The sequence below is a fragment of the Pedobacter miscanthi genome (assembly GCF_003315595.1).
In the GTDB taxonomy this organism is placed as follows: domain Bacteria; phylum Bacteroidota; class Bacteroidia; order Sphingobacteriales; family Sphingobacteriaceae; genus Pedobacter; species Pedobacter miscanthi.
Map to the genome: position 1 here is coordinate 13,517 of NZ_QNQU01000010.1, position 26,935 is coordinate 40,451.

A 26,935-nucleotide genomic window follows, 5' to 3' on the forward strand; every position below is an offset into this window, starting at 1 on the left:
TTTACTTCGCGAAATAATTACGGAGTTCTCCGCTATTTTCTCCATAGTTCCAACGGATCTGGTCTGCTTTTCCGTCGCCATTGATATCAGAGAAATAAAATACTGTATTTTCACTCTGGGATGTTCCGCGGAGCGAATAAACTGGTCCGTCAAAACCTGATGTTGTAGCATAGTACACTTTAATTTTGCCCAGGTAGTTTGTTGGGTTCCAGTAAATCTTGTCTGCCCTGCCATCGCCGTTTACATCGGCAAAATAGAATTTGGTACTATCCGAAACACTTGTTGCACCACTATCGCTAAAAGTTGAAGAAGCGGTAAAAGTTCCATCACCATCAGAAAGGTATACCATTGCTTTGCCTGAATTTAAAGCGGGGTGCCAAAGAATTTTATCTGCCCGGCCGTCGCCATTTATATCCTGATAATAAAAAGTCGTTCCACCTGTAGTACTTGCTCCTTCGCTACCAGCTACAACTGTACTGCTAAAGTTCCCGTTTGATGTAGCTAAATAAACCCGTGTACGGCCCGAATCGAAAGTAGCGTTCCAATAAATTTTATCTGCTTTTCCATCGCCGTTTACATCTGCAAAATGGTATACCGTTGTACTACCAGCACTGGTACCTTCGGGATTTTCTATCGCCGTTGTGCTGAAATTTCCATTAGTAGTAGCCAAAAAAACGCGTGTACGGCCTGAATTGGTTGTAGGATCCCAAAGGATTTCATCCGCTTTCCCATCACCGTTTACATCTGCATAATGGTAACGCGTAGTGGTTAGAGTAGATGCACCTGCTGCATGTTTAACCGCAGGCGAAACAAATGTTCCGTTACCGTTTGAAAGAAAAACCTGTGGTTTGCCATCATCAAAATTAGATCTCCAGTAAATCTTATCTTTTTTGCCATCTCCGTTTACATCGGCAAAATAAAAGTTTGTAGTTGATGCAGCACTTAATCCATTGGCATCAACATGCGCACCACCAAATACCGAAGGCAGGTAACTTGCCATTACCGGCCAATGATCTGAAGGCCAGAAACCACCATAGCTGGTTTTAATGATTTTAGAGCTGGTATAGGCCATGTTTCGATCGCTCATCATCCAATCGAGTTTATTGGTTCCCGTAGCCGTCCAACCGTGGAATGTTGGTTCGCCGTCGCTATCGCCCAGGGCGTCTACTACATCCAAACCGCTTTTTAAAATTCCGATTTCTGTAGTTCCTGGAACGGCATTAAAATCGCCAAACACGATTAATGGCAGATTTTGGGTATTTTTCTGGTTCACACCTGCCACCCATGCATTTGCATTATCGATACGCACGGCCTGCGAATCGAACTGCCAGTGACTATTGCTGATGAAATATTTCTGAGAATCTGTTTTGTCAGTTAATATTACCCAGGTTGAGGTATTGGTTGGACCAATATCCAAAGTACCGCTGCTGTTTAACGTAAAGCGACTATTTTTAAAAAAGATCGCCTTTGGGGTGCCGGTAATCGCGGTATCGTAATATTCGCCATAACCCAAAGTAGCCATTTGCCCTCTAAACCAGGTTTCGAAACTGTTATCAGAAAACTCCTGCAATCCGAATACATCCGGATTATTATCTACAATAATTTGCCTGATGTTGTTCTGCCGCTGGGTAATGGTTTGCGGATCGCCCGGATCGTTATGCCTCACGTTGAAGGACAATACTTTAATTTCGGTTTGCCCGGCTAATAGGTTGGCATTTGAGGCTGCAAGGGCATTAGGTTTTGCACCAAAGGTTTTGTCGATTTCGGCAAGTTGCGCATCCTTACAACCAGTAAAAACTGATCCTGAGAGGAATAAGCCCAAAGCCAGATCTCTGAATCGAGTGGCCGGTAACTGATTTTTTTTCATAGTTTTTTTTGAGAATTAATTGATTTTGTGGTTCGTGATTATTTTTTCAAGCTTATTTTATAATGATTAATCTTGCAGCTGGAAGGATATTTACAAGATCAGCCGCAGTTCCTCCATCAGCATTGATTACCGAATTATCCTGCAGGTAGATTTTACCTGAGCGGAGCACTGCAATAGTTGTTTTTCCACCATTTTTGTAATTACCAGGGACCGGGATATCGCCCGGTTTCCCAAAAACCACAGGTTTGTTAAATCCAATCAGCCATTCGCCGGTTGAAGGACGGAATAACGCCATATCGGCTTTTCCATCACCATCATAATCAGCCGGAACCGGAACATCGCCCGGTGTATGTTTTAGCTGCAAAGGAATGTTGCCCAGGCTGGTTTGCCACATGGAATTGTCTTTACGGAAAAAACCGACATCCAATATCCCATCGCCATCGTAATCGGCCGGAACAGGCACACCGTTTTTATGTCCGAATTTGATACTGTCTAGGCCATCGAAATACCAGGTGAGGGTGGATGGACGGTAAACGGCAACATCGGCAAAACCATCGCCATCCCAGTCGCCACAAACGGGTATATCACCCGCCTGCCCTAACACCACTTCTTTTCCACCCTGGATATAAAATTTCCCTTCTGACGGCCTGAAAACGGCAAACTCTGTTTTGCCATCACCATCATAATCGGCAGGTGCGGCAATATCACCGGCTTTACCGAAAGCAACATCGGGCTTGCCGGCAACTTTCCAGATGCCATTTAAAAAAAACGAAATTTCGCTGATGCCATCGTTGTTATAATCCTGATACCTGGCTACTGTGGTATGGTGAAACCATGGAAGCGTAAATTTGCTGTCGGCATCGGTTTCTTCTTCGCCCGTTACCGGAGAAAAGGTACGAACACTGATAAGATCTTTTGATTTTGAAAATTTCATTAAACGCATCAGCCCATGTCCGCCGTCCGGGCGACTCTGATAATCAGACAATAATGATTTGATCACATTTCCTGCATAACCATCCTGACGGTAACCTTCGCCATTATCGCCTACGTGGCCCGATAAGGTTAAAAATACGTTCGGATAACTTTTTAAACGGTCGAAAACCCGCTGACCCTGTTTTGAGAATTTAGGAAATCCTTTTTCGTTGGTACCTGTTTTTTTATTAAAATGGATAATGGAATGACTGACTAAAATGGCCTTACGATCATTGAATTTCTCCAACATGGTACTTGCCCATTTGTTCATCCCTTCGATATCTTCATCGTACGAATCATACTCCAGAAATATCGTGATAAATTTATAGCCACCCGCTTCGAACAGGTCGTAATGGCTATCATTATCATTGCGATAATGACCTCCGTACCATTTTTTATCTTTAAAATGAGCTACACCAAAATATTTATTGTACTGGTCGGTTTTGCCGCTTAAAGGATACTGGCTTTTGGTTTGATCGTGGTTGCCCACCGCCATGCCGTAAGGAATGCCCTGCGGATAACCCGGCTGTGGCTTTTCGAGTTTATACATGGAGTTTGAGGCATTTACCCATTGCTCGGGGAACATTTCGCCGTTATCAGAGATATCGCCCAGATGGATCACATATTTAATATTTTCTTTCGCGGCATTTTTAACGATCCACTCGGTTTGTGCAGTAAACATTTCCTTTTTCCCTCCATTTTTCTCCGAGGTATAATATTGGGTATCGGGAAGTACTACAATGGCAAATTCATCGTCGGCTCGCTCTTCTTCCTGCAAAGGGATGAGGGTTGCGCTAGTGCTGAGCAATAATTGCGCACTGAGAAAAACACAAAAGCTTTTCTTTAAAAGATTTTTGTTCAAAGTCATTATCGGTTAAATTTTATTTTATCTGATGAGAACGTAATCGGTACGGTTAGCTTAGGCAAAGTGATTTAACCACAGATAAAAAGGATGCACACAGATATAAATATCTGTGTTTATCTGTGTGCATCTGTGGCAAAAAAAATAAACGTGATGTATTTTATGCGCTGATCTTAAAAATAACCTGGATTCTGGATTACTTTCGGGTTTAAACCTACTTCGTTCTGCGGAATCGGGAATAACAGGTTATGGTTATCGATCACATAAGCATCAGAAGAAAGGAATGGAAGCTGCTGCCTGATTTTGATGCCAAAAGCATTAATTACAGTAATCGCCTTTCCGGTTCTTAATAAATCCGTCCAACGGTGGTTTTCGAAAGCCAATTCTATGCGGCGCTCGTGCAAAATGATGTTTTTTAATTCGGTTTGATCGGTTGTAACGATATCAGCAAGTCCTGCCCTTTTCCTTACCCTGTTCAACGGTGCCAGTGCAAGCGCAGATTTACCCTGTTCGTTTAAGGCTTCGGCCAATAACAATAAGGCATCAGAAAAACGGTAGATCGGGAAATCATCGCCCGAACCTGTAGTAGCTATTAACGGCGAATGCAGGTATTTTTTGATATAAGGTACACCGGTTTTCCCGGCAGCCGGCACATAATTGATAATGCTTTTAGCTGCCGAATAAACAAAATAACTGCTGGCATCGTAAGTACCTTCGGCAATGCCGATAGAAGCATCAAGGCGTTTATCATTCGGTTCAAAATCGGCAATCAGATCGCTGCTTGGGGTATTCCAGCCACCTGTACTGGTATTATCAATAGCGATTCCGGTTAATATGCGGGTATCTTTACTGCGTGGAATAAAGTGGAAAGAAAGTACATTTGGTGTAGCCCCTGTAATGGAACCACCCAAAAACTGGATCTCAAAAATCGATTCTTTTCCGTTTTTATTGGTTGGTAAAAAGGCATCACCGAAATTGGCATTCAGGTCGTAACCCATGGTAAGCAGGCTGTTCAATACGGTTTCGGCCTCAGCCCATTTTTTCTGCACGGCATAAACATTGGCCAATAACATGGCTGCCGAACCTTTGGTGGCCTCGCCTGTCTGCGGGAATTTAGCTGGGGCTGCAAGTTCGTTCATGGCATCTTTTGCATCAGCCACAATCTGAGCATAAACCTCGGCTTCGGTAGAACGGGGCTTAAAGGCATCTTCAGCTGTTTTAACCTCAGTAACTGAAAGCGGAACACCACCATATAAACGTACCAGTTTAAAATAGTTAAGTGCCCTTAAAAACTTCGCCTGTCCATCTAAATTTGCCTTTACGGCATCGTTTAAATCAGATCCTTTTAACCTTTCGATAATGATATTGCAACGCGAAATGCCGGTATAGCTGTGCTGCCAGGTTGCCGAAACATAAGCATTGGTAGAAGTATTGGTAAAATCAGAAATGTTTTCGCGCTCTACATAAGCCGTTCCCCTATTGCCCGGAATGGGCTGGTAAACGGTGTTATCAGAATGCATTTCGGAAGTGAAATAATCGTTGATGAGCACATCCCTTAATGGCGCATAAGCTGCAACCACGGCCGAACGAAACTGCTGTTCGGTTTTATAAAATACCCCGTCGGTATAAGAATCTTCGGGATTAAGTTCGATGAAATTCTTTTTACATGCACTAAGGCCAATGGCTAAAAATGCAACAGCTATATATATCTTTTTCATTTTGTTAAGCTTTAATGGTTATCTGAATGTGGTAGAAATGCCTAAAGAAAATGTTCTTGGAATAGGATAAGCATTTTCATCAATGCCAACACCCAGTGTCGGGTCGGATCCGCCAACATTGATTTCGGGGTTCATGCCCGAATAACCGGTGATGACAAAGGCCTGTTGTACAGAGGCGAACACACGGAGGTTTTTAAGCATCAGGTTTTTAACCGGAATGTTATAACCAAAGGATATGTTTTTGGCCGTTAGATAAGATCCGTTTTCAATCCATTGTGAATTTACCGAACGGCCGATACCGGTTGTGCCCGATTTTGTTCTTGGATATACGCCTGATCCCGGGTTTTCAGGAGAACGCCAGCGGTCGGCTGCAGCTGCCAGGAGTACCCTCGAACCGTCCATATTGGTTTGATAAGCCCATTTTGCTGCATTTAAGATCTTACCACCTACGGAAAACGTCATATCGATAGTAAGATCGAAGTTTTTGTATTTAAAATTGTTCACCATACCGCCGGTAAAGGTTGGTGTAGGATCGCCGATAAAAGTACGGTCGTTCACATCATCAATTACTCCATCACCGTTAATATCCTTTACTTTTATGGTACCAATGTCCGAACTTCCGTTAGGTTTTGCCGGGGTACTTAAATATTTGGCAGAATTGGCCAGATCAGCTGCATCTTTGTATAAACCTTCGTAAACAAAGCCATAAAATTCGCCCAGGTGGTGACCAACCTGCTGACGGAAATAATCAGAGCTTACGGTAATGTTCCTCCTGATATAGCCCGGATCAACCAGATTGGTAATCAGGTTACGATCGAAGGAAAGACTTAAATTGGTATTCCATTTTAAATTACCCGTGAGGTTTTTTGAGCTGATGGAGAATTCATGTCCCCACATTTTAAGTTCGCCCACATTGAAAATAATCTGCGAAAAACCCGATGAAGTTGGAATGGCACGTTGCTGGATCAATCCATCAGTCAGTTTTCTATAATAATCGTAAGTAAAGGTAATCCTGTTATCCAGTACCCCTATTTCCAAACCAAGATCGAACTGTTTGTTGCGTTCCCACCTTAATTCCTGGTTAGGCAAACGGTTAATGGTTTGTCCCTGGGTTATGGTATTGTTAAAGTTGTAATAATAGGTACCGATGGTGGCCTGCGAATCGTAATTGCCTGCAAAAAAGTTATTTCCGGTGATGCCATAACTTGCACGAAGCTTCAAGAAACTGATGCCTTTCAGGTTTTTCATAAAAGCTTCATCACTTACAATCCATCCGGCAGAAACTGAAGGAAAACTTCCCCATTGTTTGTTAATGCCGAATTTCGAAGATCCATCGCGCCTTACTGCTGCTGATAACAGGTACCTGCCTTTGTAAGCATAATTAATACGGGCAATTGCCGAAAGCAACGAATAAGAACCTGCTCCACTGCCACCGGTTACGCTGGTTGCCGCGCTTAAATACTCAATATCATCGCTTGCGAAACCAAGTCCGGTTAAGTTATTGCTGTAGGTATTAAATTCCTGGGCAGAGTAACCGATTAAAGCATCAATACTATGGTCTTTTCCAAAGGTTTTGGTATAGGCCAGGTTTCCTTCAGCAGTCCATGAGCCATTATCAACTGATGAACTCGTTCCGGTGCTTTGTCCCTGCGTACCGGTTACCAGGCCGCCCTGAAAATATTTACGCATCTCGGCACCTTTATCAACCCCCAGATTGGTTTTTACACTCAGTCCAGGTAAAAATTCGTAGTTCAGATAGGCGTTACCCAAAATACGGGTGGTATTGTAATCATCATTGGTGAGCATGTAAGTGGCCAATGGATTGATGTAGGCCACCATACCTGGTGAGGCCACGCTCCTGGCATAACTTCCATCAGGGTTATAAGGGGATGCCAGTGGACTTGCTTCAAAGAAGCGTTCGAAATATCCGCCAACACCATCGCTGTTCAGCCTGTTATTATGGTCCATCCGGTAACTAGGCGCAAGGTTAAAACCCAGTTTAAGTTTGTTATTTGCTGAAGTAAAATCCTGGTTAAACCTTACTGAAAACAATTTGGTTCCGTTATTAATCACTACTCCCTGTTGTTCCTGATAACCAGCTATAACTGTTGAAGTAGAATGCTCGCGGGCCGATTGAACGGTTAAATCATAACTCTGGATAGGTGCCGTACGGGTAAGCAGGTTAAACCAGTTGGTTCCTTCGCTGTATTGTTCGGGATTGTCGTAAGCTGCATGATAATCAGCAGCAATGGTATAACCAGGTTCGTATTTCAATCCATCTTCTCCACGTTCTTTCATAAAGGTGGCAAATTCCCTGGCAGTCATCATTTTAGGCAAATTTCCAGTAGGTATTTTCTGAATGCCATAATAGGTCGAAAATTCTACTTTCGAATCGCCGGGTTTTGCATGTTTGGTGGTGATTAAAACCACGCCATTGGCAGCTCTCGATCCATAGAGTGCTGTTGCGGAAGCATCTTTCAGAAAACTAAAGCTCTCTATTTCAGCAGGGTTGATATTATTGATGCTTCCGGTGATCGGTGTACCGTCAATCACGAATAAGGGTTGGTTGCTCGAATAAAAAGATGCTGCACCGCGAATTATGAAACCCATACCACGGCCCGGTTGTCCGCTGGTTTGCGCAATCTGTACCCCTGCAACTTTTCCCTGCAACTGCTGGGCAAACTGCCCTACCGGCATATCCTGAAGCTGGGTTGCATCAATCGTAGCAATTGATCCGGTAACATCTTTCATGCGCTGTTTTCCGTAACTCACCACCACTTCCGAAAGCTGGTTGTTGGTAGGTTTCATCGAAAAACTTAAATTGGTTGTTTTCCCGTCTCTTACACTTACATTGGTTGTTTTTTGAGAGAGAAAAGAGATATAAGAAACTTCAATAGTATAATTTCCCGGTTTTAGCGAAATGCTGTAGTTTCCGTCAGGATCACTTTGAACCGTTTGTCCCGTTTCGAGTATTTTAACTGTAGCGCCGGGCAGCGGACCACCTTTTTCGTCGGTGATGCGACCGGTAATATTGCCCGGTTGTTGTGGAACAGGTTTTTGGGTAATGACCACATACCCTTCTACAATTTTATATTCGAGATTGGTCCCGCTAAGCACCTTTTCGATCAGGTATTTTACGGTTTTGTGCTGTTCGGTTAAAGTAATTTCGGTTTTAAGACCGCTAAGCAATTTTTCGGGAAGCACGAATTTGACACCGCTTTTCTCCTGGATGTTGAGCAGACCTGCTTTAACACCCGAATGATCTAAATTGATACTGATTACCTGATCGAGGTTCTGGCTGTGAACACTCCCGGCCAAAAGCACGCCGATAAAGGTAAACTGTGCGATTAAAAGCATAAATGAACACCTCATCATAAACTTAATTGTAGGATGTAATCCTTTTTGCATAAATTTGTATATTAATGGTTTGCCCGGTTATAAGCCGGAATAATTATTGATATTTTTCATTTAAACCGCTCTGTCGTCGAAAAGCAAGCGGTTGTAATGCGATAAAACGACTTCCCCTCTTTAGGGACGGGGAAGTTTGTTAATTTCAATCCATTGTTTTCCTTTCTTATTTTTTGAATGTTAACGGATAATGATTTCGTTATTTTTAATGTTGTAATGAAATTTTCCTGCGGCACCAAGTACGTTTAATAACTTGTTTACCGGTACAGTGGCATCTATGGTTAAGGTCATCCTGTCACGCGATTTCCGTTGATTTTTAAAGGTGATTTTAACATTATACCAGCGCTCGAGTGTTTCGCAGATTTCTGATAATGATGAGTTGCGGAAAGCCAGTTGCGAGGTTTTAAAACCAGTAACATCGCTGATCTCGATATCCTTTGTTGTAGCTTTCCCCTCGAAATAAACCACCTTTTGCCCCGGAATGAGGATGGCCAGTGATTCGATCTTATTACCCCTCACCTTATCTACCCTTACTTTTCCGGTAGCTACCTCTACGCTAAGCGGTTTATTTTTAAAAGCTTTTATTTTGAACGAAGTTCCCAGAACCTGCGTTCTTACTGCTCCGGTATGGATGATAAAAGGTTTTTTGGGATTTTTGGTCACTTCAAAAAAAGCTTCACCATATAACGAAAGTTCCCTTTTATTAGCCGAAAAGCGTTCGGGGTACCTTAAACGGCTGCCAGCACCAAGGTATACCACACTGCTATCGGATAAAGTAATTTTCGAACGCTGGCCATTAGGATTACTATGTTCGATAAAAGTTAAAGCCTGCTCCGTTGGTTTGCTGAAATGCGTGATCAGGTACACACTCAGTGTAGCAATCAGCAAAGCTGCCCAGATAGCCGCATATTTTAGGTTGAACCGCTTTTTTACCGGCAGTGCTTTTTCATTTTCAGCGGCAATACGTAAGTTAATTGCATTACGCCATTTTGCCTGTTTGAGATGAGGCACATTTTCTTCTTCGAACAATGCAAAATCTTTCGTTTGGTTTGCCGACAGGATTTCATTTAATAAAACTTCAGATTCGGGCTTTTTCAGGAATATACGAACCCGTTCTTCTTCCTGTTTGGAACAAGTACCTTGAAGAAATTTTTCTATCAGTATTTTATCAACCTGTTGGGGCATGTTTGTTTGGCTGGGCGCATGTTGAGTGCCTATCTAACAAGGGACAAAAAAGCTATTGAGGGGCTAATGTATTTTTGAATAAAAACACAAAACACTGATTATCAATTAAATAATTTTAAAATCTTTTACAAAAGATTGGTTTATTAGCTTGACTTTGATAATAAATTTACTTTAAAAAGGTTTCTTGAGCGCATTTTCAGCTCATAATCGTCACCCTGAATTTATTTCAGGGTCTTTGATGAAAAAAATGCTGACCAATAATTAGCTATTAGAGTTTTGAAAACAATAAAAAGTTAATAAAATCAATTCAACCGTATGAATCGAGTTGTTAGCGTAGAAAAAGTAAAATCCCAATAATCAACACAGCATCCTTGTACCTTAAAAAACCTTTACGGAAATGGTTTAGTGAAAATTTGATGTGATTTTTTACGGTATTGATGGAAATATCTAAGTTATCGGCAATTTCGGCGTGACTTAGTTCTTCTTCCCTACTCATTTGAAAAACAATTTTACGTTGTGGACTTAAAAGATCAAGTTCACTTTTATAATCCTGCTCCAACTCGCTGGTTAAGATTGAATGGTCGGCACTATGGCTGATAAAGGAAATATGATTTTCGATACTTTCTATCGGAGCGGTCTGGATTGCTCTTTTCCTGATGGCCTTGATGGTGGCATTTTTTGCAGCCCTGAAGATGTAATATTTAAATTCTCCCTGAATTTCGAGCGTGTGCCTTTTCTCCCATATCCACATCATGAGGTCCATCATGGCTTCTTCTGCAAAACATGCGTCGTTTACATAACCAAGTGCATAACGATAGAGTTTTGTAAAATAACGATCGAATAAAACATTAAAAGCTTTCAGATTGTCGCGGGAACATTCCTCTAATAACTGCTGATCTGAAAGTAAGGGATATTCCATAAAAATGGATGCTTCTGTTTTCAGCAAAACTAGAGCCCCCACTTTATGATTTGATTAATTACATGTTAAGGATTCATTAATAAAAGTGGTAAGAAAACTTGAATGGTTTTAACGTCCTACTAAGCAATGTTATTAAATTAAGACTTTTAACCACAGATGTACACAGATAAACACAGATTATGTCCGTGTGCATCCTTTTTATCTGTGGTTAAATTATACCCATGGTCTTAGCGTCTTGCAATAATCTATCCGTTTAATAAATGACTAAAGCATCTTCGCCAAATTGCCCAGTTGTTTCAGTTTAAAATCGATTTCATCTGTCCAGGGCATACCCATGCATATCCGCAGGCAATTTTCAAACTGATCCTGCAGGGTAAACATGCGACCTGGTGAGATGCTGATTTTTTGTTTCATGGCCAGATCGTAAAGCTTTACGGTATCGGTTCCTTTTTCCAGTTCCACCCAAATAGCAAGTCCGCCCTGCGGACGGCTGATTTTAGTTCCTTCCGGAAAATAAGTTGTTATGGCATGGTTAAAACGCTGGTAATTTCCTTTCAATGTACGCCGCATTTGGTGAATATGAACGTCGTAACGTCCGCTTTTAAAGAAGTTACCTACTACCTGGTGAACGAGCGAAGGTGTGGCAATGGCATGCACCAGCTTCAACTTTAGTATTTTATCCTTATACTTTCCGGGTGCTACCCAACCCACGCGGAAGCCCGGAGCAAGGGTTTTCGAAATGGCGCTGCACCATAATACATTCCCTTCCGTATCGAAAGCCTTGCAGCATTTTGGCCTTTGGGTACCAAAATAAAGATCACCATATACATCATCCTCAATCAATGGGATATCGTGATCTGCCAATATTTTAACTACTTCTTTTTTATGTTCGTCGGGCATACAGCTACCCAAAGGTGTGTTAAAATTTGGAATCAGTACACAGATGTTGATTTTAGAAACCAGTTTTTTCAAGGCTTCAATTTCGATACCGGTAACAGGATGTGTGGGTAGTTCGAGCACTTTTAAGCCCAGACTAATGGCCAGCTGAAAAATTCCGGGGTAACATGGACTTTCAATCGCAACGGTATCGCCAGGTTTTGCCAGGGCCATCATACAAAAAGAAAGCGCCCCCATGCCGCCACTGGTGGTAACCAGATCATCTTCATTTAAATTACCTCCCCAGCCGAGCGAACGTACAGCGACCATCCTGCGTAATTGTACATTCCCCTGAAGCGGCTCGTAGGCTGTGCCCCCCTGTAGCGATCTGCTGGCCTGTAAGATCTCCTTTTGGAGTTTGGCTAAAGGTAAAAGGTTGCCCGAGGGAATACCAATTGAAAAATTAGTAATATCATGATTCCCCAAACTGGAATATACTTTTGTAATCAGTTCTTCAGGCTCGGCATAACCAGGCATTAATGCGGGTTTACTTACCGCCGGAAGTGGAAGACGCTGCATGGAACGGTTACTGACAAAAAAACCCGATTGCGGTTTGGGATCAATCAGCGACTGTGCTTCCAGTTCTAAAAACACCCTTTTTGCCGTATTCATTCCAATGGCGTGTTCTTTACAGAGCATACGCACCGATGGCAGCTTATCGCCAACCTTTAAAATGCCATTCCTGATCTGGGCGGCTATTCCATCTGCAATTTCATGGTATCTAAAAATCTTTTTCATAAACGAACTGTATCCATCCAAATATACAAAACTGATACTGTATTTACTTATTTCTCTTTAGCACTTTTGGTTAAGCAAATTTCAGATATGATTAGCACAACAACAGGTAGCCTGGCTACCAATAAAATTTCAGGCGGATGGCTTAACGGTTTTATCGGAGTATTGATTTTTAGCGGATCGATGCCGGCCACTAAAATAGCCGTGATGGATATGAATCCGGTTTTTGTAACAGTTGCAAGGGCCGTAATAGCAGGTTTGCTTGCGCTTGTGGTACTGCTGGTACTTAAAGAGAAACGTCCGGCCAAAAGCAATTTAGGATCGCTGGTTATTGTGGCCTTTGGTGCGGTAATCGGCTTTCCATTATTAAGTTCTCTGGCCCTGGCACATATCACTTCGGCACATTCGCTGGTATTTATGGGTTTATTGCCTTTGGTAACGGCTGTGTTTGCGGTTTTACGCGGAGGCGAAAGGCCAAAGCCTGTTTTTTGGTTCTTTTCTGTATTGGGCAGTGTATTGGTAGTTGGTTATGCAGTTTATCAGGGCATCAATGCATCACCACTTGGCGATCTGCTCATGCTGGCCGCAATTGTACTCTGTGGTTTAGCTTATGCAGAAGGTGCACGCTTATCAAAAACCCTTGGCGGCTGGCAGGCAATATCGTGGGCATTGGTGATTTCGCTTCCGCTTATGCTCCCACTGCTATTTGTATTTAAACCGGTTTCCTTTTCGGTAATCAGTCCCGGTGCATGGGCGGGTCTGGCTTATATTTCATTATTCAGCATGTTTATCGGATTCATTTTCTGGTACAAAGGATTGGCACAGGGTGGCATTGCCAGCGTTGGACAATTGCAGCTCTTACAGCCATTTTTTGGACTGGCACTTGCTGCTACGCTATTGCATGAAGAAGTAAGTTTAAACATGCTTATGGTAACCATCGGGATTATCCTTTGCGTTGACTGTTCAAAAAAATTCGCTAAATAAATAATCAACCTCAAAATCAATAATATGCACATCAGTAACAGTACCACAGCAGATATTGCTGAAATTTTCCGTCTTTATGAAAGCGCTACAGCTTTCCAGAAGACGAGATATACACTCCATTGGCCAAAATTCGAATCCTCTCTTGTTGAAACCGAAATAAATGAGAACAGACAGTGGAAAATAACCATCGATGGAAAAACCGCCTGTGTATGGGCCACAACCTTTGATGATCCTCAGATATGGGAAGAAAAAAATGCCGATCCTTCAGTTTATATCCACCGCATTGCTACCAATCCCGAATTTAAGGGGCAAAATATGGTCGCTCAAATTGTAGCATGGGCAAAGGAATATGCAAAAGCAAATGGCAAAACTTATGTAAGACTGGATACAGTTGGCCCAAATGAAGGCCTGATTAATCATTACACGAAAATGGGATTTGAGTTTTTAGGGCTATATGATTTAAAAAATACGGATGAACTGCCTGCTCATTACCATGGCAATCCGGTGAGTTTGTTCGAGCTTTTGGTTAAATAAACTGAAAAACAGGCGTAATTCTGCGGTAATCAGCGAAAGCCAAGCGCTACATGTTTTTCCCGCAGATTTAAGAAGATTTACGCAGAGCAATAAATTAAAAGCCACGGATGCACAGATAATGGAAAATGTAAGATGGAAAATGGACGGAACTCTGCGGTGATCAGCGAAATCAGCGGGAACCCAAGTGCTACATGTTTTTCCCGCAGATTAGAAGATTTACGAAGAATAGTCAAATTAAAAGCCACGGAGGCACCAATGATGGAAAGTGTAAGATGGAAAATGGATGGAACTCTGCGGTGATCAGCGAAATCAGCGGGAACCCAAGTGCTACATGTTTTTCCCGCAGATTAGAAGATTTAGGAAGAATAGTCAAATTAAAAGCCACGGAGGCACCAATGATGGAAAGTGTAAGATGGAAAATGGATGGAACTCTGCGGTGATCAGCGAAATCAGCGGGAACCCAAGTGCTACATGTTTTTCCCGCAGATTAGAAGATTTAGGAAGAATAGTCAAATTAAAAGCCACGGAGGCACCAATGATGGAAAGTGTAAGATGGAAAATGGATGGAACTCTGCGGTGATCAGCGAAATCAGCGGGAACCCAAGTGCTACATGTTTTTCCCGCAGATTAGAAGATTTAGGAAGAATAGTCAAATTAAAAGCCACGGAGGCACCAATGATGGAAAGTGTAAGATGGAAAATGGATGGAACTCTGCGGTAATCAGCGAAATCAGCGGGAACCCAAGTGCTACATGTTTTTCCCGCAGATTAGAGAAGATTTACGCAGAAGAATTAAATTAAAAGCCACAGATGCACAAATGATGGAAAATGTAAGATGGAAAATGGACGGAACTCTGCGGTAATCAGCGAAATCAGCGGGAACCCAAGTGCTACATGTTTTTCCCGCAGATCTAAGAAGATTTACGCAGAAGAATTAAATTAAAAGCCACAGATGCACAAATGATGGAAAATGTAAGATGGAAAATGGACGGAACTCTGCAGTAATCAGCGAAATCAGCGGGAACTTAAATGCTACATGTTTTTCCCGCAGATCTAAGAAGATTTACGCAGAATAATAAATTAAAAGCCATGGATGCACAAATAATGGAAAATGTAAGATGGAAAATGTACGGAACTCTGCGGTGATCAGCGAAATCAGCGGGAACTTAAATGCTACATGTTTTTCCCGCAGATCTAAGAAGATTTACGCAGAATAATAAATTAAAAGCCATGGATGCACAAATAATGGAAAATGTAAGATGGAAAATGTACGGAACTCTGCGGTGATCAGCGAAATCAGCGGGAACCCAAGCGCTACATGTTTTTCCCGCAGATTAAGAAGATTTACGCAGAATAGTCAAATTAAAAGCCTCAGATGCACAAATAATGGAAAATGTAAGATGGAAATGGACTGAACTCTGCGGTAATCAGCGAAATCAGCGGGAGTCCATACGCTACATGTTTTCCCCGCAGATTTAAGAAGATTTACGCAGAAGAATTAAATTAAAAGCCACGGATGCACGGAAAACACGGAATAACCTATCCTCACCTCTTTTGCGCATCATNGGATGCACGGAAAACACGGAATAACCTATCCTCACCTCTTTTGCGCATCATTCTTCGCGTACTTTGGGGTTAAAAAACAGAAATCATCAATATATTCGTGTTATGGAACCTATTGTACTCACGAGATCACAGGCACGGAAAATCATTTTACATGCAGCAGGACTTTCGAAAAAGGCACAGTTCGGCGCCGGTATTGAGGCCGTTTACAAGGCAATCGATCATTTGGGATATGTACAGCTTGACACCAATTATGTGGTAGAACGCGCCCATCATCATGCCTTATTTGCCCGTGTACCGGATTACGAGCCTACCTGGCTTGCCGGGCTTTGCGAAAATGGCGATATTTTTGAATATTTTACTTCCGATGCCGGCTATCTACCCACTCATGAGTTCCGTTTCTCGCTACCGGTGATGGAAGCTTTCCAAACACAATACAACGCGCCGATTAAAAGGGAAGCAGATTTAATGGAGCAGATTTTAGATCAGGTAGAACGTGACGGAGCAGTAATGGTTGGCGATTTTGAGAACGATCGGCAGGAAGCAAGTACGGGCTGGTGGGATTGGCGACCAGCCAAAGTAGCACTCGAAAGGCTTTACCTGGAAGGCAAGCTAATGATCAAACGCAACAGTACTTTTCAGAAAGTTTATCATTTACCATTGGATGTAATACCGGCGGACACTGATCAAAGCATGCCTGCCCCCGAAGAATATGCACAATATGTGATCCGCCGTACTTTGGGTGCACTTGGAATTTCATCGGTAAAGGAAATGGCCTGGCGTTCGCGTCGTGTAAAGGGAAATCTGGTGAAAAAAGAACTCGAAAAAATGCTGCAGAACGGCGATGTTCATTTCGTAAATGTAGAGGGTATAAAAGGTCCTTTGTACATGTTATCCGGTACGGATATAAACGTTAGCACTACCGAAGAGGTTTTTATCCTCTCGCCTTTTGATATCTTAAATGTATTCCGGTTCCGTTTAAAAGAGTTTTTCGACTTTGATTACCAGATAGAATGTTTTGTTCCGGCCCCTAAAAGAAAATATGGTTACTTCTCACTTCCTATCTTATCGGGAGAAAAATTTATTGCCAGGATGGACGCCAAAGCCGACCGAAAACAAAAACTGCTTATTATTCATAACCTGCATTTTGAGGAAGTAGATATTGATGAAAAAACCATCGATAAATTTGTTGATGCACTTAAAGACTACATCATATTCAATAAATGCAGAGATATTACTTTTAAAAAATCAAATAACAGCGATTTATTGGCAATAATCAGCGAAAGATTTTTGGATTAATTAAACCCTGAAAACACGATTAGTTATTTTACTGAATTAATCTCTATTTTAGTTAAAAAAACATTACATGTCGATCACTACTGAAGCAGAAAAAAGTGGCATACAACGGACCAGCGATGCTGTTGCCATCACCTTAAAGAAAATGCGCGAATACGCAAAGCCGGGCATCTCCACAAAAGAACTTGATGAGTATGGGGGTAAATTACTTTCCGAAATGGGCGCGCGTTCTGCCCCCTTTTTAACCTATGCTTTTCCGGGCCATACCTGTATCAGCATTAATGAGGAAGCGGCACACGGCCTACCATCTGCAGATAAAATCCTCAAAAATGGCGACCTGGTTAATATCGATGTATCGGCTGAATTAGATGGCTACTGGGCCGACAATGGAGGCTCTTTTGTATTGGGCGACGATATACACGGCCATGGCAAACTTATAGCGGCATCAAAATCCATATTAAAAAAGGCAATCGGCCAGATCAAGGGAGGCGTAAAAATATCGGATATTGGAAACCTGATTGAAACCGAGGCCAAAAAAGCAGGTTACATCGTGATTAAAAATCTTACAGGCCACGGTATTGGCCGGAGCCTGCACGAAGAACCTCATGAAATTGCCAACTTCCGCGACAGGTTTAATACCAAACGTTTCAAAAAAAATTCGGTGGTGGCTATCGAAACATTTATTTCAACACATTCAACCATAGCCGATACCCAACCTGATGGCTGGACTTTAGTTGGCAATAAAGGTGGTTTTGTTGCACAGCATGAGCATACCATTATGGTTACCGATGGCGAGCCTGTAATATTTACTTTAGAAAACGGTATATGGGATTAGCATTACCTGCTAATCCCTATAACCGATCAACTGTAAGCATTTACTCCCTAACGAGTATTTCATCTATCATTCCAAATTCCTTTGCTTCAATTGCAGTCATCCAATAATCGCGGCTGCCCACTTCATTTATTTTTTCGTATGTCTGCCCGCTGTGTTTAGCCAAAATCTTATAAAGATCGGTCTGTACTTTCAAAACTTCTCTAATGCTGATATCCATATCGATGGCTGTTCCCTGGGCGCCTCCCGAAGTTTGGTGAATCATTACCCTGGAGTGTTTTAGTGCCGATCTTTTTCCCGCAGCCCCCGCACACAGCAAAACCGAGCCCATAGAAAGCGCAATGCCAGTACATATTGTGGCCACATCCGGAGAAATAAATTGCATGGTATCGTAAATGCCAAAACCGGCGTAAACAGATCCCCCTGGCGAATTGATATACAATTGGATATCTTTCTTCTCGTCAACCGACTGCAAAAAAAGCAATTGGGCCTGTATTACATTTGCATTCTGTTCGCCCACGGCCTCACCCAAAAAAATGATCCTGTCCATCATCAGCCTCGAAAAAACGTCCATTTGTGCTACATTGAGCTGTCGTTCTTCCGTAATATAAGGAGTCATAGCCATTGGTGGCACATAAGCTGGCGATTTAGCCATATACTGATCCACATACAAACTGTTTAACCTGTGGTGTTTTACCGCATACTGGCGGAATTCGTTGTTAATATCCATCGTAATTTATTTAAATTTTTAGACATAGTTTTCCCTTTGCCCTAAAAAGGTACATGGAAGTAAAACTGAAATTGAAGGCTTATTTATTAAACATACGCATAATCCGCTGCCTGAAAGTTTGATGTTTCACGGTGTTAAATAGCGTATCGTGTATTTTTTCTATTTCCATTTTAAGTTGTTTCCGGCCATAATCCTCAACAACCTGATAGGTTTTTTTCTGCCAGTAAACTTGTTCTCCAAGTTGTGGCTGCAGTATCATTTTTGCAGCAAAAAGACAGTTTTCGCCATCCTCACTGTGGGATAAAAGATAATCCTCTATCAAACGCAGCTCATTCAACGATGTCTTCATATTTTAGGGATTTTTCTTTAACGGTTTCCTTAACTTTTTGGAGGCATTTAAATTTCTGGGCAGTTGCCGATCTTGCACCCGAAAAACCAAAACGGCCAGCAAGGGCATCCATATCCAGTTTCTCGTAATAAAATGCACTGAGCAGTTGCATACATTTTTGCCCGGTCTGTTCCAGCAAACGCATCAGTTTAAAGGGCGCAACCTCCCTATATTCTATATCTGCTACATCAATAACAGCTTTAAAAACATGATCTTCCAAATCAAGCGAACTATGCCTGCTGTTTTCATGGTAACGTTTAATCCAGAGGTGTTTTGCAATCCCCAGCAGATAGGATTTCTCGCTGTATTTTAAGGCCAATCCGCTTACCTGCACCTTTTCATAATACAATACCAGTGCATCCTGAAAAATATCCTTTGCTTCATCAAACGATCCGCCCATTTTAGCTACATGTTGGGCCACCAGGGGAAAAGCCTGCTGGTATAGTTTCATAAAAAGAGCCTCGCGACTGCTCATTTTCTCTGGGATAGGTGTTGCACTCATGCTTTAATTTTTATAGTATGTGGCAATTTTTGATCAGATATCACCCAAAAATATCAAATATTTAATTTTGAGCACTAAACACCAGGGGCAATTTACTTTTATCAGGTTATTTTCAATTATTACCTGCCGGAGATAAATGATGTATCTCCATTAACAATCGCCAATTTTTCAAAATAATCCTGATGATCAATTTTTAAATGTAAAAACATTTTGCATATTGTTGTCGCGAATACTATATTTGCAACTACAATAAAATAACTAAAATGAGAAAATTAGCATTTGCATCCCTTCAGGTTAGGGATTTAGACCTTTCAAAAGATTTTTACACCAACAAACTGGGCTTCGAAATAGCCGTACAAACGCCTGAAGCCTGTGTTTTCAGCTATAAACAAGGTGATGCCAGCTTTGCCATCAGAAAACCGATGATCAACCTGGAAGGAAAAGAATTAGGTGTTGGTACATCGCTATGGTTTGCCATCGATGGCAATATCGAAGATCTCCGAGAGCAGTTTACCGCAGCCGAAGTTGAAATGTTGGGTTCAATTAACACAACTCCATTCGGAAAAACGCTGATCGTAAAAGACCCCGATGGATACAACATCACTTTTTTACAAGCAAACTAACAAAACAGCCACATGAAAAATGAAAACACAAAATACTGGATTATTGTAGCTTCTAAAGATCATGTTAAAAATGGCATAGCAGAAGGATTTGCACAAGCCTGCCACGGTAAGGCATCGCCCCTAAAAAGAATGCACAAAGGTGATTTTATTATTTATTACTCTGGAAAACAGACCATGGGGCAACCGCAGCCATGCCAGCAGTTTACTGCTATTGGCAAGTAACAGGCGAAGATACCTACCAAACCCAGGTTTCGGAAGATTTCTGTCCTTCAAGACGCAATATCGATTTTTTGCCGAACAAAGATATTTCTATCCTACCTTTGATAGCTGAACTGGATTTCATACCAAACAAAAAAAGCTGGGGTTATCCATTCCGCTTTGGTTTTTTCGAAATCAAACAGCGCGATTTTGAATTGATAGCCTCACAAATGCTTATACAAGATTATGCCTGAAAAAATAGAATTTCATTTTAAGAGTCCGCTTGATAGTCCGGGTTACCTTTTGGGCCAGCTCACCATGTTATGGCAGCGCAAGCTAAAGCGGGTACTTGATCCTTTAGACCTTACACACACGCAATTTGCCTTGCTTTGCGCACTGGCCTGGCTCTCGAGAGAAAGCGACAATGTTACCCAGGTTGATATCGCCAACCAGGGCAATGCAGACCGGATGATGGTATCGAAAGTATTGCGTACACTCGAAGAAAAAAAATTCATTACCAGGAAAGAACATAAAACTGATACCAGGGCAAAAACCATCAGCCTCACAGCATCAGGTGAAACTGTGCTTCAAAAAGCTATAATAATGGTAGAAAACGCAGATTTATCATTTTTCTCAATGCTTGATAAGGATTTGCCTGGCTTGAATGCAAAGATGGCAGCCTTGATAGAGCAGAATAAAAACGACTTGATTTAAAACCACTTTTCCAAACTGATCTTCAGTATACAGTTTGGTTTGGTTTGATTTGCTTTGATCAGGTTGTAGTGAAACTAAAAATTCACAAAACTTTCGTACAGATACAAGTGTATTATTATTAATACTTTAACATAAAATCTATTCTTATGAAAAAATTAATGATGATGATGCTGGCCTGTTCAATCACGCTTGCCTCAGTTGCCCAAACCAGGCAAGACACCACCAAAAAGAAAACCGAAAAAACGAAACCAGCCAAAAGCAAGCAATGGCCTTCGAAAAAAGACACCACAAAGCGTGATACTCTTAAACGGGATACCACACGAAAAACTAATCCACCACTTTAATTACCCGGCCCGAAAGGGCCTTTTTTAACCCTGGTCTGTTCATCGGTGATTAAGTTTTTAGAGCCAAAAGTATTTTCAGGTTCTATACAGACTGAACCTTTAAATTGCTTTATTTTTTGGCTTTAGTAAGCAAAATGCGCACCGTTGCAAAAATTTGTTGTTCGCATTAAAGCAGCATAAACAAAGCAACTACCATGGATAAAATAGAAAACAGGTAAAATCTTTATCATGCGTTGAAGCCATGATATTCTTAAACAACCATTTATTTTTTAGCTTTGAAGAATTAGCCCGAGCTTATGGATATTAAGGACAATGCGCAGTTAAAAATTTTGGTAGAGTGTGCCCCTATCGGCATCTGCATTCTTGATGCGCAAACCTTTGTAGCAGAAATGGTTAATGATAAATTTTTGGAAATTGCCCGAAAGCCCAAAGCCGATATCATTGATAAATGGTACTGGGATGCTTTCAGGGAGGTAAAGCACCTGTACCAGGCAGCGCTTGAAAACGTGGCAAAAACACTGCAGCCTTATCATGCCGATGAGGCGGAAGTAACACTGATCCGGAATGGCCAAGCAGAACATATTGTTGTAACTTTTGTATATGCACCGGTTAAAGACGAGCATGATAAGGCGACCAAAATAGCGGTTTGGGTATTGGAAAATACCTTGCAGGTGAATGCACGTAAGAAAGTTGACCGTGATAATGCGCTTTTAGAAAAAGAGCGCAACAGGCTTTACGAAGTATTTATGGAAGCCCCTGCCGGCATCTGCCTATGGACAGGCCCCGATCTTGTTTACGAAATGGTAAATCCAGCCTACCAGCGGATCCTTGCTGGAAGAAACCTGTTGGGAAGGCCAATTCTCGAAGCTGTACCAGAATTAAAGGGTGCACCACTGATCGATTCCATGCTGGATACCTACCATTATGGAACACCTTTTGAAGTTCATGAACTGCATGTACCGATTGCAGATTATGAAGGCGGACCAACTATAGACCGTTACTTTACCTTTAATTATGTACCCAGACGCAACCTGGATAACCAGATTGACGGGGTATTTAATTTTGTATTTGAGGTAACCGAACAGGTTATTGCCAGAAAAAAGGTTGAAGAACGTGAGAAACATTTCCGCCATCTGGCCGATCTGGTACCGGCAAAAATTTCCAATGCACTTCCCTCTGGCGAAGTAACCTTCTTCAATCAGCACTGGCTTGATTTCGCCGGAATGGGTTTTGAGGAACTGAGGGATTTTGGTTATCATCAAATGATGCACCCCGAAGAAATCCAGGCTTTTCAGGATGGTCTGGGAGAGGCTGCAAAAACCGGTATACCATTCGTGTCGGAAATGCGGTTCAAAAATACCGAAGGCAGGTACATCTGGCACCTGAACATTGCTTCTCCTATTTTAGATGAGGAGGGAAAAATCCAGATGTGGGTAGGCTCCACCACTGATATTCAAAAAATCAAAGAAGAAGAACAGCGGAAGGCAGATTTTGTAAGCCTGCTCTCCCACGAAATTAAAACCCCGGTAACCTCCATCAAAGGCTACATCCAGCTCATGAAACGGGAAATTGGGAAAGATAGTTTCCAGCGGGAAAAAATTTCGGGAGGACTGGACCGCCTGGATCGTCTGGTGATGCAGCTTACCGCCCTCGTATCGGACATGCTTGATCTGACCCGCATAGAAACCGGACACCTGCACCTCAATAAAAAACCTGTCGACCTGGATGCCTTAATCAACGAAGTAGCCGGCGATTTTAAAATGACTAATCCGGAACGGGAGCTTATGTTTTCGGAGCAGGGAAATTTTACGGTAGCGGCAGACCGCGATAAAATTGCACAGGTACTCATCAACCTGATTTCAAACGCAATAAAATATTCTCCTGCTGACAGTCCGGTAAAAATTACCACGTCTCAAAACAGCGATGGAATCAGTGTGAGCATTACCGACCAGGGAATCGGGATCAGCGAAAAAGATCATAAAAAAATATTTGAACGTTTTTACCGCGTAGAAGGAAAGGGAAAATACCAGTTTTCGGGTTTTGGAATAGGCCTGTATCTTGCAAATTCCATTATTGAGCTCCATGGAGGAAAACTTAGCCTCGAAAGCGAGCCCGGGAGCGGCTCTACCTTCACTTTCTTACTGCCAAAAGAAGAGTAAGACATAATGTTGCAGCCTGGCTAAAATTTACGAGGGATGGAGAAGAATTGCTCCACACGTTTGCAAATAGCCTTTTTACAGGTAAATATTAAGGAGAATTGTGCTGTTTATCCTTTATAGCGGTTTTTTTAAGATTATTTCACTTAAAAAGATTGGTGCAAATCATTTTTAGATTGACCATGATTTGCAGATAAAACCTCGGGACGAAAAACTTTTTTAGGGGTTTTCCCGTTTATCGCTATTATGAGCACTTACACTATTCAGGAACAATTTAATCAATACCTAGATCTTTTAAATAAAATCCACAATATCGGTCATGATATTGATGCCTCAATCAATGAGGTAGAAATAACAGACCTGGAGGCAAAAAGAACGGTATTGAAACACCGGCTACAGATGGTTAGCAAAACCTTAATTGCATCGCTAACAAAAATGGACAGCAGATACCCGATCCATAACCATCTGGGCAACGGCACTACATATCTATACGCAGAAAATAACAAACTGATGTTCGAATATCATTAAAGTTGATAAACGCATAAATCATGATGACTTATGCGTTTATCGAAATCATTTTTTTTCCTGGCAATTACCTTTTAACATAGTTTGAATACTCAGAGATAGTTTGTACAGGTACAGACTGACCTAAGAATTTGCCTTGCATATCCAGATTCTGGTTGATTGTGAAGTAACGTTTTGCCTGTTCATCCCACCTGTATTTTGTAACGATATTTAGTTTATCGACGCTTAAAATTTTAATTTTAACAGGTTTCTCATTAAGGGTCTGTATCTGCTCTACCCGTTTTGTTTTAAGGTTTACAGTGATTAAAGACCGGCAATCTTTCATAAATGCGGCATCCTTTGGAGCAGTAGCTGCATCAATTTTACTGCTGATTACCAGATAATCAGGCGTTTCTTTCTCGATCCTGAAACTCGAATCATCTGATTTAGATTGCGACGGCTTGCTTTGGTTTTTCCTGAACTCATTAATATCGCCTTTGGAGGGAGATTTTCCATCTACCGAAACCACTGTCCACTGCTCATTAGCTGTGGCTGATGGGTCAAATTTAGCTTCAATGGTTTTGCCTTTTCCGGCGGCTGACGTAGATTGTTTTAAATCAAAACTATAATCATCAGGCTGCGCAAAATTATTGGGGTCGAGGATGGCAGCGTCAATATTATATTTAGACAAAACACTCAATACGCCTGTTTTCTGGGCAGAAACACTAAGCGTTGAAATCGCCACGAGAAAAGCCGCCAGCAAGGCCGTTTTTCCCGAACCTGACACCGGTTTGGTATTTTTAAATTTCTGTACAATTGCACTCATTAAAGCTTTAATTGGGGCAGCTAGGCGCTGAATTTTTGATTTTTTCGCATCAACTTCTGAACCGGTTACGGATACAACTTTTATTTTATTCATTTTTTTATATTATTATAATGATGCAAAATTATGCCCGGATAAAGTTTCTTTGAGCTAATAGTTAAGTGAAGTGTTTAAAATGGTTAGTCAGTCGTCAGTTAGACTTGTTGAATTGCGTAGGTTGTTTCTAAACTATAGCTTTTGATTAAGAATCTAACCATATCTTCAGCATCGGAGCCTTCGTCCGGCTAACAATAATATCCGGATCATCACAATTTTTGATCTTAAGCCGCAGTTTACCATTAAAAAAATTATGAACCTGTTCAATAGAATCAATATGCACAATGTACTGTCTGTTTATTCTGAAAAAACTTTTAGGCTCCAGCTCCTGTTCGAGGATTTCCATTGTTTGGGGTACTGCCATTTGCTCTCCGCTATATAAATTAGCGTAACTAATGTTCAGGTTTGAATAAAAAAAGGCAATATCTGCTACATTGATTCTTTTATAAGTATCGCGGTATGAAAGCAGAAAACGCCTGCGGTATTCTTTCGGTTGCAGTTGGGCCAATACGCTTTCTAATAGTACCTGCGAGGAGATTACCTGCTGGGTTACACTTTCATATTTGGTTAAGGCAGCTTCCAGCTCATCTTTTTCAACGGGCTTCAGCAGGTAATCAATACTGTTATATTTGAATGCCTTTACCGCGTATTCATCATACGCTGTGGTAAATATGACTGGGCATTTTACTTCTGTGAGCTTAAATATCTCGAAACTCAGACCATCAGCAAGTTTTATATCCATCAGGATCAGATCAGGACTGTCGTTCTTCGAAAGCCAGTTTACCGCTTTTTCTACACCGGGAATAATACCTACAATCTGAGCATTCGGCCTCACCTCCAGAACCAATCTTTGTATTCTTTCAGCGTTGGGTTTCTCATCTTCCAGGATCAATATCTTTTTAATCACATTCATTTAATTAAGAGGGATTTTTACGGAGAAAGTTTCAGCGATTTCAATAACAACTGGCTTTTGATCACCGATTAAAGCATACCGGCTCATGATATTTTTTAACCCCATACCTGTGGAGCGGGCTTTATTGATCAGGGGCAATATCGTATTGGTAACGATTACCTCGTCGTCTTCATTTACATGAATACTGATGTGCAATGGATGATCTTCCATCGTACGGTTATGCCTTAGCGCATTTTCAATCAGCAATTGAAGCGTAACCGGAGCGATCAGCCTTTCAAGCTTTGATTTATCGATGTTGATTTCAAAAACAAAGCCCTCTCCCATCCGCTTTTTTATCAAAAAAAGGTAGGCATCGAGAAATTTCAACTCTTCACTTAATGTAATCAGCTTCTTTTTAGAATTAACGAGCAAATACCGGTAAACTTTAGCAAAGTTCTCTGCATATTCATATCCTAACTGCTGATCTTTCAAAATCAATTCAGAAAGTGCACTTAAGTTATTAAAAACAAAATGAGGGTCGAGCTGCAATTTAAGGGCCTGTAACTCAACTTCGGCGGCCAATTGTTTGTTTTGAGCAGCCTTAATCTCGAACTCCGCTGCTTTTGAAGTTGCAATCTTCCAATTCGTCAGTAAAAAATCGCCTGTATTCAGTGTACTCACCATAAGCGCCCACAATATTAATGCAATAATGCTGTATAAACCCTGTCTTAAACCAATTTGCGAAGATGGTGTGCCCGCCGCATTTCCAAACAGAAAATAAATTGTAGCCCAGCAGGTGATCAGCAATAAAACTCCCGCAATCTGATATAAAGATTGGGTAATCAGGCGTTTAAACGGGTGTACCATCCAGGGTATTTTTTTGTTTAAAATTTCATCTATGTATAGGCTTATTGCCAAAAGAATGCCGCAGAATACAAGATTACTTAAGGCATTTATGATGATTTCTGAAACAGATTTACCGAAAGAAACTTTCCAATAAGCATAAGGAAATATGATGAATACAATTGCATAAGAACTTACAAAAGTAAAAGTTAATAACAGGATGATCTTTCTTTTTCTATCTCTTTTGCTTGCTATATTTTCTTCACCCGTCATAAAATGATTTGAATGCAAATTGTTTTACATCCATTTAGT

Annotated in this window: 24 protein-coding genes; 11 read left to right on the forward strand and 13 right to left on the reverse strand. The window is 41.4% G+C overall.

Going from position 1 to position 26,935, the window contains the following annotated elements:
- Position 1: 1 nt before the first annotated feature.
- From DRW42_RS12720 to DRW42_RS12750, 7 genes are all read right to left on the reverse strand, one after another.
- Positions 2-1,867: an FG-GAP-like repeat-containing protein gene (locus DRW42_RS12720; RefSeq protein WP_113949207.1), complete on the reverse strand. Its 1,866-nt coding sequence runs from the start codon at positions 1,865-1,867 to the stop codon at positions 2-4.
- A 52-nt stretch (positions 1,868-1,919) separates the two neighbouring features.
- Positions 1,920-3,701 (reverse strand): metallophosphoesterase, encoded by a 1,782-nt coding sequence (locus DRW42_RS12725; protein WP_147243734.1) that lies wholly within the window; start codon positions 3,699-3,701, stop codon positions 1,920-1,922.
- A gap of 173 nt (positions 3,702-3,874) precedes the next feature.
- A complete protein-coding gene (locus DRW42_RS12730) occupies positions 3,875-5,419 on the reverse strand; it encodes a RagB/SusD family nutrient uptake outer membrane protein (RefSeq protein WP_113949209.1) in 1,545 nt (514 codons plus the stop codon).
- A gap of 18 nt (positions 5,420-5,437) precedes the next feature.
- Positions 5,438-8,827, reverse strand: a complete 3,390-nt coding sequence (locus DRW42_RS12735) for a TonB-dependent receptor (RefSeq protein WP_244215263.1) — start codon at positions 8,825-8,827, stop codon at positions 5,438-5,440.
- A 180-nt stretch (positions 8,828-9,007) separates the two neighbouring features.
- Positions 9,008-10,012, reverse strand: coding sequence for a FecR family protein (locus DRW42_RS12740; protein ID WP_113949211.1), 1,005 nt, complete (start codon positions 10,010-10,012; stop codon positions 9,008-9,010).
- A gap of 328 nt (positions 10,013-10,340) precedes the next feature.
- On the reverse strand, positions 10,341-10,931 hold the full coding sequence (locus DRW42_RS12745; RefSeq protein WP_113949212.1) for an RNA polymerase sigma-70 factor: 591 nt from the start codon (positions 10,929-10,931) through the stop codon (positions 10,341-10,343).
- 264 nt (positions 10,932-11,195) lie between these two features.
- Complete coding sequence (locus DRW42_RS12750; RefSeq protein WP_113949213.1) at positions 11,196-12,605, reverse strand: aminotransferase-like domain-containing protein; 1,410 nt, start codon at positions 12,603-12,605, stop codon at positions 11,196-11,198.
- Positions 12,606-12,692: 87 nt separating this feature from the next.
- On the opposite strand from DRW42_RS12750, the gene DRW42_RS12755 reads away from it, so the two are divergent.
- The 4 genes from DRW42_RS12755 (at position 12,693) to map (ending at position 17,813) form a co-directional block, all read left to right on the forward strand.
- Positions 12,693-13,586 (forward strand): DMT family transporter, encoded by an 894-nt coding sequence (locus tag DRW42_RS12755; RefSeq protein WP_113949214.1) that lies wholly within the window; start codon positions 12,693-12,695, stop codon positions 13,584-13,586.
- 24 nt (positions 13,587-13,610) lie between these two features.
- On the forward strand, positions 13,611-14,120 hold the full coding sequence (locus tag DRW42_RS12760) for a GNAT family N-acetyltransferase (protein WP_113949215.1): 510 nt from the start codon (positions 13,611-13,613) through the stop codon (positions 14,118-14,120).
- A 1,667-nt stretch (positions 14,121-15,787) separates the two neighbouring features.
- Positions 15,788-16,981 (forward strand): winged helix-turn-helix domain-containing protein, encoded by a 1,194-nt coding sequence (locus tag DRW42_RS12775; protein WP_113949218.1) that lies wholly within the window; start codon positions 15,788-15,790, stop codon positions 16,979-16,981.
- Positions 16,982-17,048: 67 nt separating this feature from the next.
- Positions 17,049-17,813 (forward strand): type I methionyl aminopeptidase, encoded by a 765-nt coding sequence (gene map / locus DRW42_RS12780; protein ID WP_113949219.1) that lies wholly within the window; start codon positions 17,049-17,051, stop codon positions 17,811-17,813.
- A 40-nt stretch (positions 17,814-17,853) separates the two neighbouring features.
- On the opposite strand, the gene DRW42_RS12785 is transcribed toward map, so the two are convergent.
- The 3 genes from DRW42_RS12785 to DRW42_RS12795 all read right to left on the reverse strand — a co-directional run bounded on the left by DRW42_RS12785 (position 17,854) and on the right by DRW42_RS12795 (position 19,430).
- Positions 17,854-18,540 carry an ATP-dependent Clp protease proteolytic subunit gene (locus tag DRW42_RS12785; RefSeq protein WP_113949220.1) on the reverse strand — a complete coding sequence of 229 codons (687 nt, stop codon included), beginning with the start codon at positions 18,538-18,540 and terminating at the stop codon, positions 17,854-17,856.
- A gap of 79 nt (positions 18,541-18,619) precedes the next feature.
- Positions 18,620-18,889 carry a hypothetical protein gene (locus DRW42_RS12790; protein ID WP_147243735.1) on the reverse strand — a complete coding sequence of 90 codons (270 nt, stop codon included), beginning with the start codon at positions 18,887-18,889 and terminating at the stop codon, positions 18,620-18,622.
- The gene (locus DRW42_RS12795) at positions 18,870-19,430 is read right to left on the reverse strand and encodes an RNA polymerase sigma factor (RefSeq protein ID WP_113949222.1); all 561 of its coding nucleotides are present in this window, start codon (positions 19,428-19,430) and stop codon (positions 18,870-18,872) included. Before DRW42_RS12795 ends, DRW42_RS12790 begins: the two co-directional genes overlap by 20 nt.
- Positions 19,431-19,693: 263 nt before the next feature.
- Between DRW42_RS12795 and DRW42_RS12800 the strand changes: the two genes are divergently transcribed.
- The 7 genes from DRW42_RS12800 (at position 19,694) to DRW42_RS12825 (ending at position 23,993) form a co-directional block, all read left to right on the forward strand.
- Positions 19,694-20,053: a VOC family protein gene (locus DRW42_RS12800; protein ID WP_113949223.1), complete on the forward strand. Its 360-nt coding sequence runs from the start codon at positions 19,694-19,696 to the stop codon at positions 20,051-20,053.
- A gap of 12 nt (positions 20,054-20,065) precedes the next feature.
- Positions 20,066-20,275, forward strand: a complete 210-nt coding sequence (locus tag DRW42_RS29265) for an EVE domain-containing protein (protein WP_244215264.1) — start codon at positions 20,066-20,068, stop codon at positions 20,273-20,275.
- Positions 20,245-20,505 (forward strand): EVE domain-containing protein, encoded by a 261-nt coding sequence (locus DRW42_RS29270; RefSeq protein WP_244215265.1) that lies wholly within the window; start codon positions 20,245-20,247, stop codon positions 20,503-20,505. Before DRW42_RS29265 ends, DRW42_RS29270 begins: the two co-directional genes overlap by 31 nt.
- Positions 20,498-20,965: a MarR family winged helix-turn-helix transcriptional regulator gene (locus tag DRW42_RS12810; protein ID WP_113949224.1), complete on the forward strand. Its 468-nt coding sequence runs from the start codon at positions 20,498-20,500 to the stop codon at positions 20,963-20,965. The genes DRW42_RS29270 and DRW42_RS12810 overlap by 8 nt, the downstream gene beginning before the upstream one ends.
- Before the next feature lie 146 nt (positions 20,966-21,111).
- Positions 21,112-21,309 carry a hypothetical protein gene (locus DRW42_RS12815; RefSeq protein WP_113949225.1) on the forward strand — a complete coding sequence of 66 codons (198 nt, stop codon included), beginning with the start codon at positions 21,112-21,114 and terminating at the stop codon, positions 21,307-21,309.
- Positions 21,310-21,605: 296 nt separating this feature from the next.
- Positions 21,606-23,468: a PAS domain-containing sensor histidine kinase gene (locus DRW42_RS12820; RefSeq protein WP_113949226.1), complete on the forward strand. Its 1,863-nt coding sequence runs from the start codon at positions 21,606-21,608 to the stop codon at positions 23,466-23,468.
- Positions 23,469-23,711: 243 nt separating this feature from the next.
- Complete coding sequence (locus tag DRW42_RS12825; protein WP_113949227.1) at positions 23,712-23,993, forward strand: hypothetical protein; 282 nt, start codon at positions 23,712-23,714, stop codon at positions 23,991-23,993.
- A 64-nt stretch (positions 23,994-24,057) separates the two neighbouring features.
- On the opposite strand, the gene DRW42_RS12830 is transcribed toward DRW42_RS12825, so the two are convergent.
- The 3 genes from DRW42_RS12830 to DRW42_RS12840 all read right to left on the reverse strand — a co-directional run bounded on the left by DRW42_RS12830 (position 24,058) and on the right by DRW42_RS12840 (position 26,896).
- Entirely contained in the window at positions 24,058-24,888 is an 831-nt protein-coding gene (locus tag DRW42_RS12830; RefSeq protein ID WP_113949228.1) for a hypothetical protein, read from the reverse strand.
- 145 nt (positions 24,889-25,033) lie between these two features.
- Positions 25,034-25,801 (reverse strand): LytR/AlgR family response regulator transcription factor, encoded by a 768-nt coding sequence (locus DRW42_RS12835; RefSeq protein ID WP_113949229.1) that lies wholly within the window; start codon positions 25,799-25,801, stop codon positions 25,034-25,036.
- A complete protein-coding gene (locus tag DRW42_RS12840; protein ID WP_113949230.1) occupies positions 25,802-26,896 on the reverse strand; it encodes a sensor histidine kinase in 1,095 nt (364 codons plus the stop codon).
- Positions 26,897-26,935: the final 39 nt, after the last annotated feature.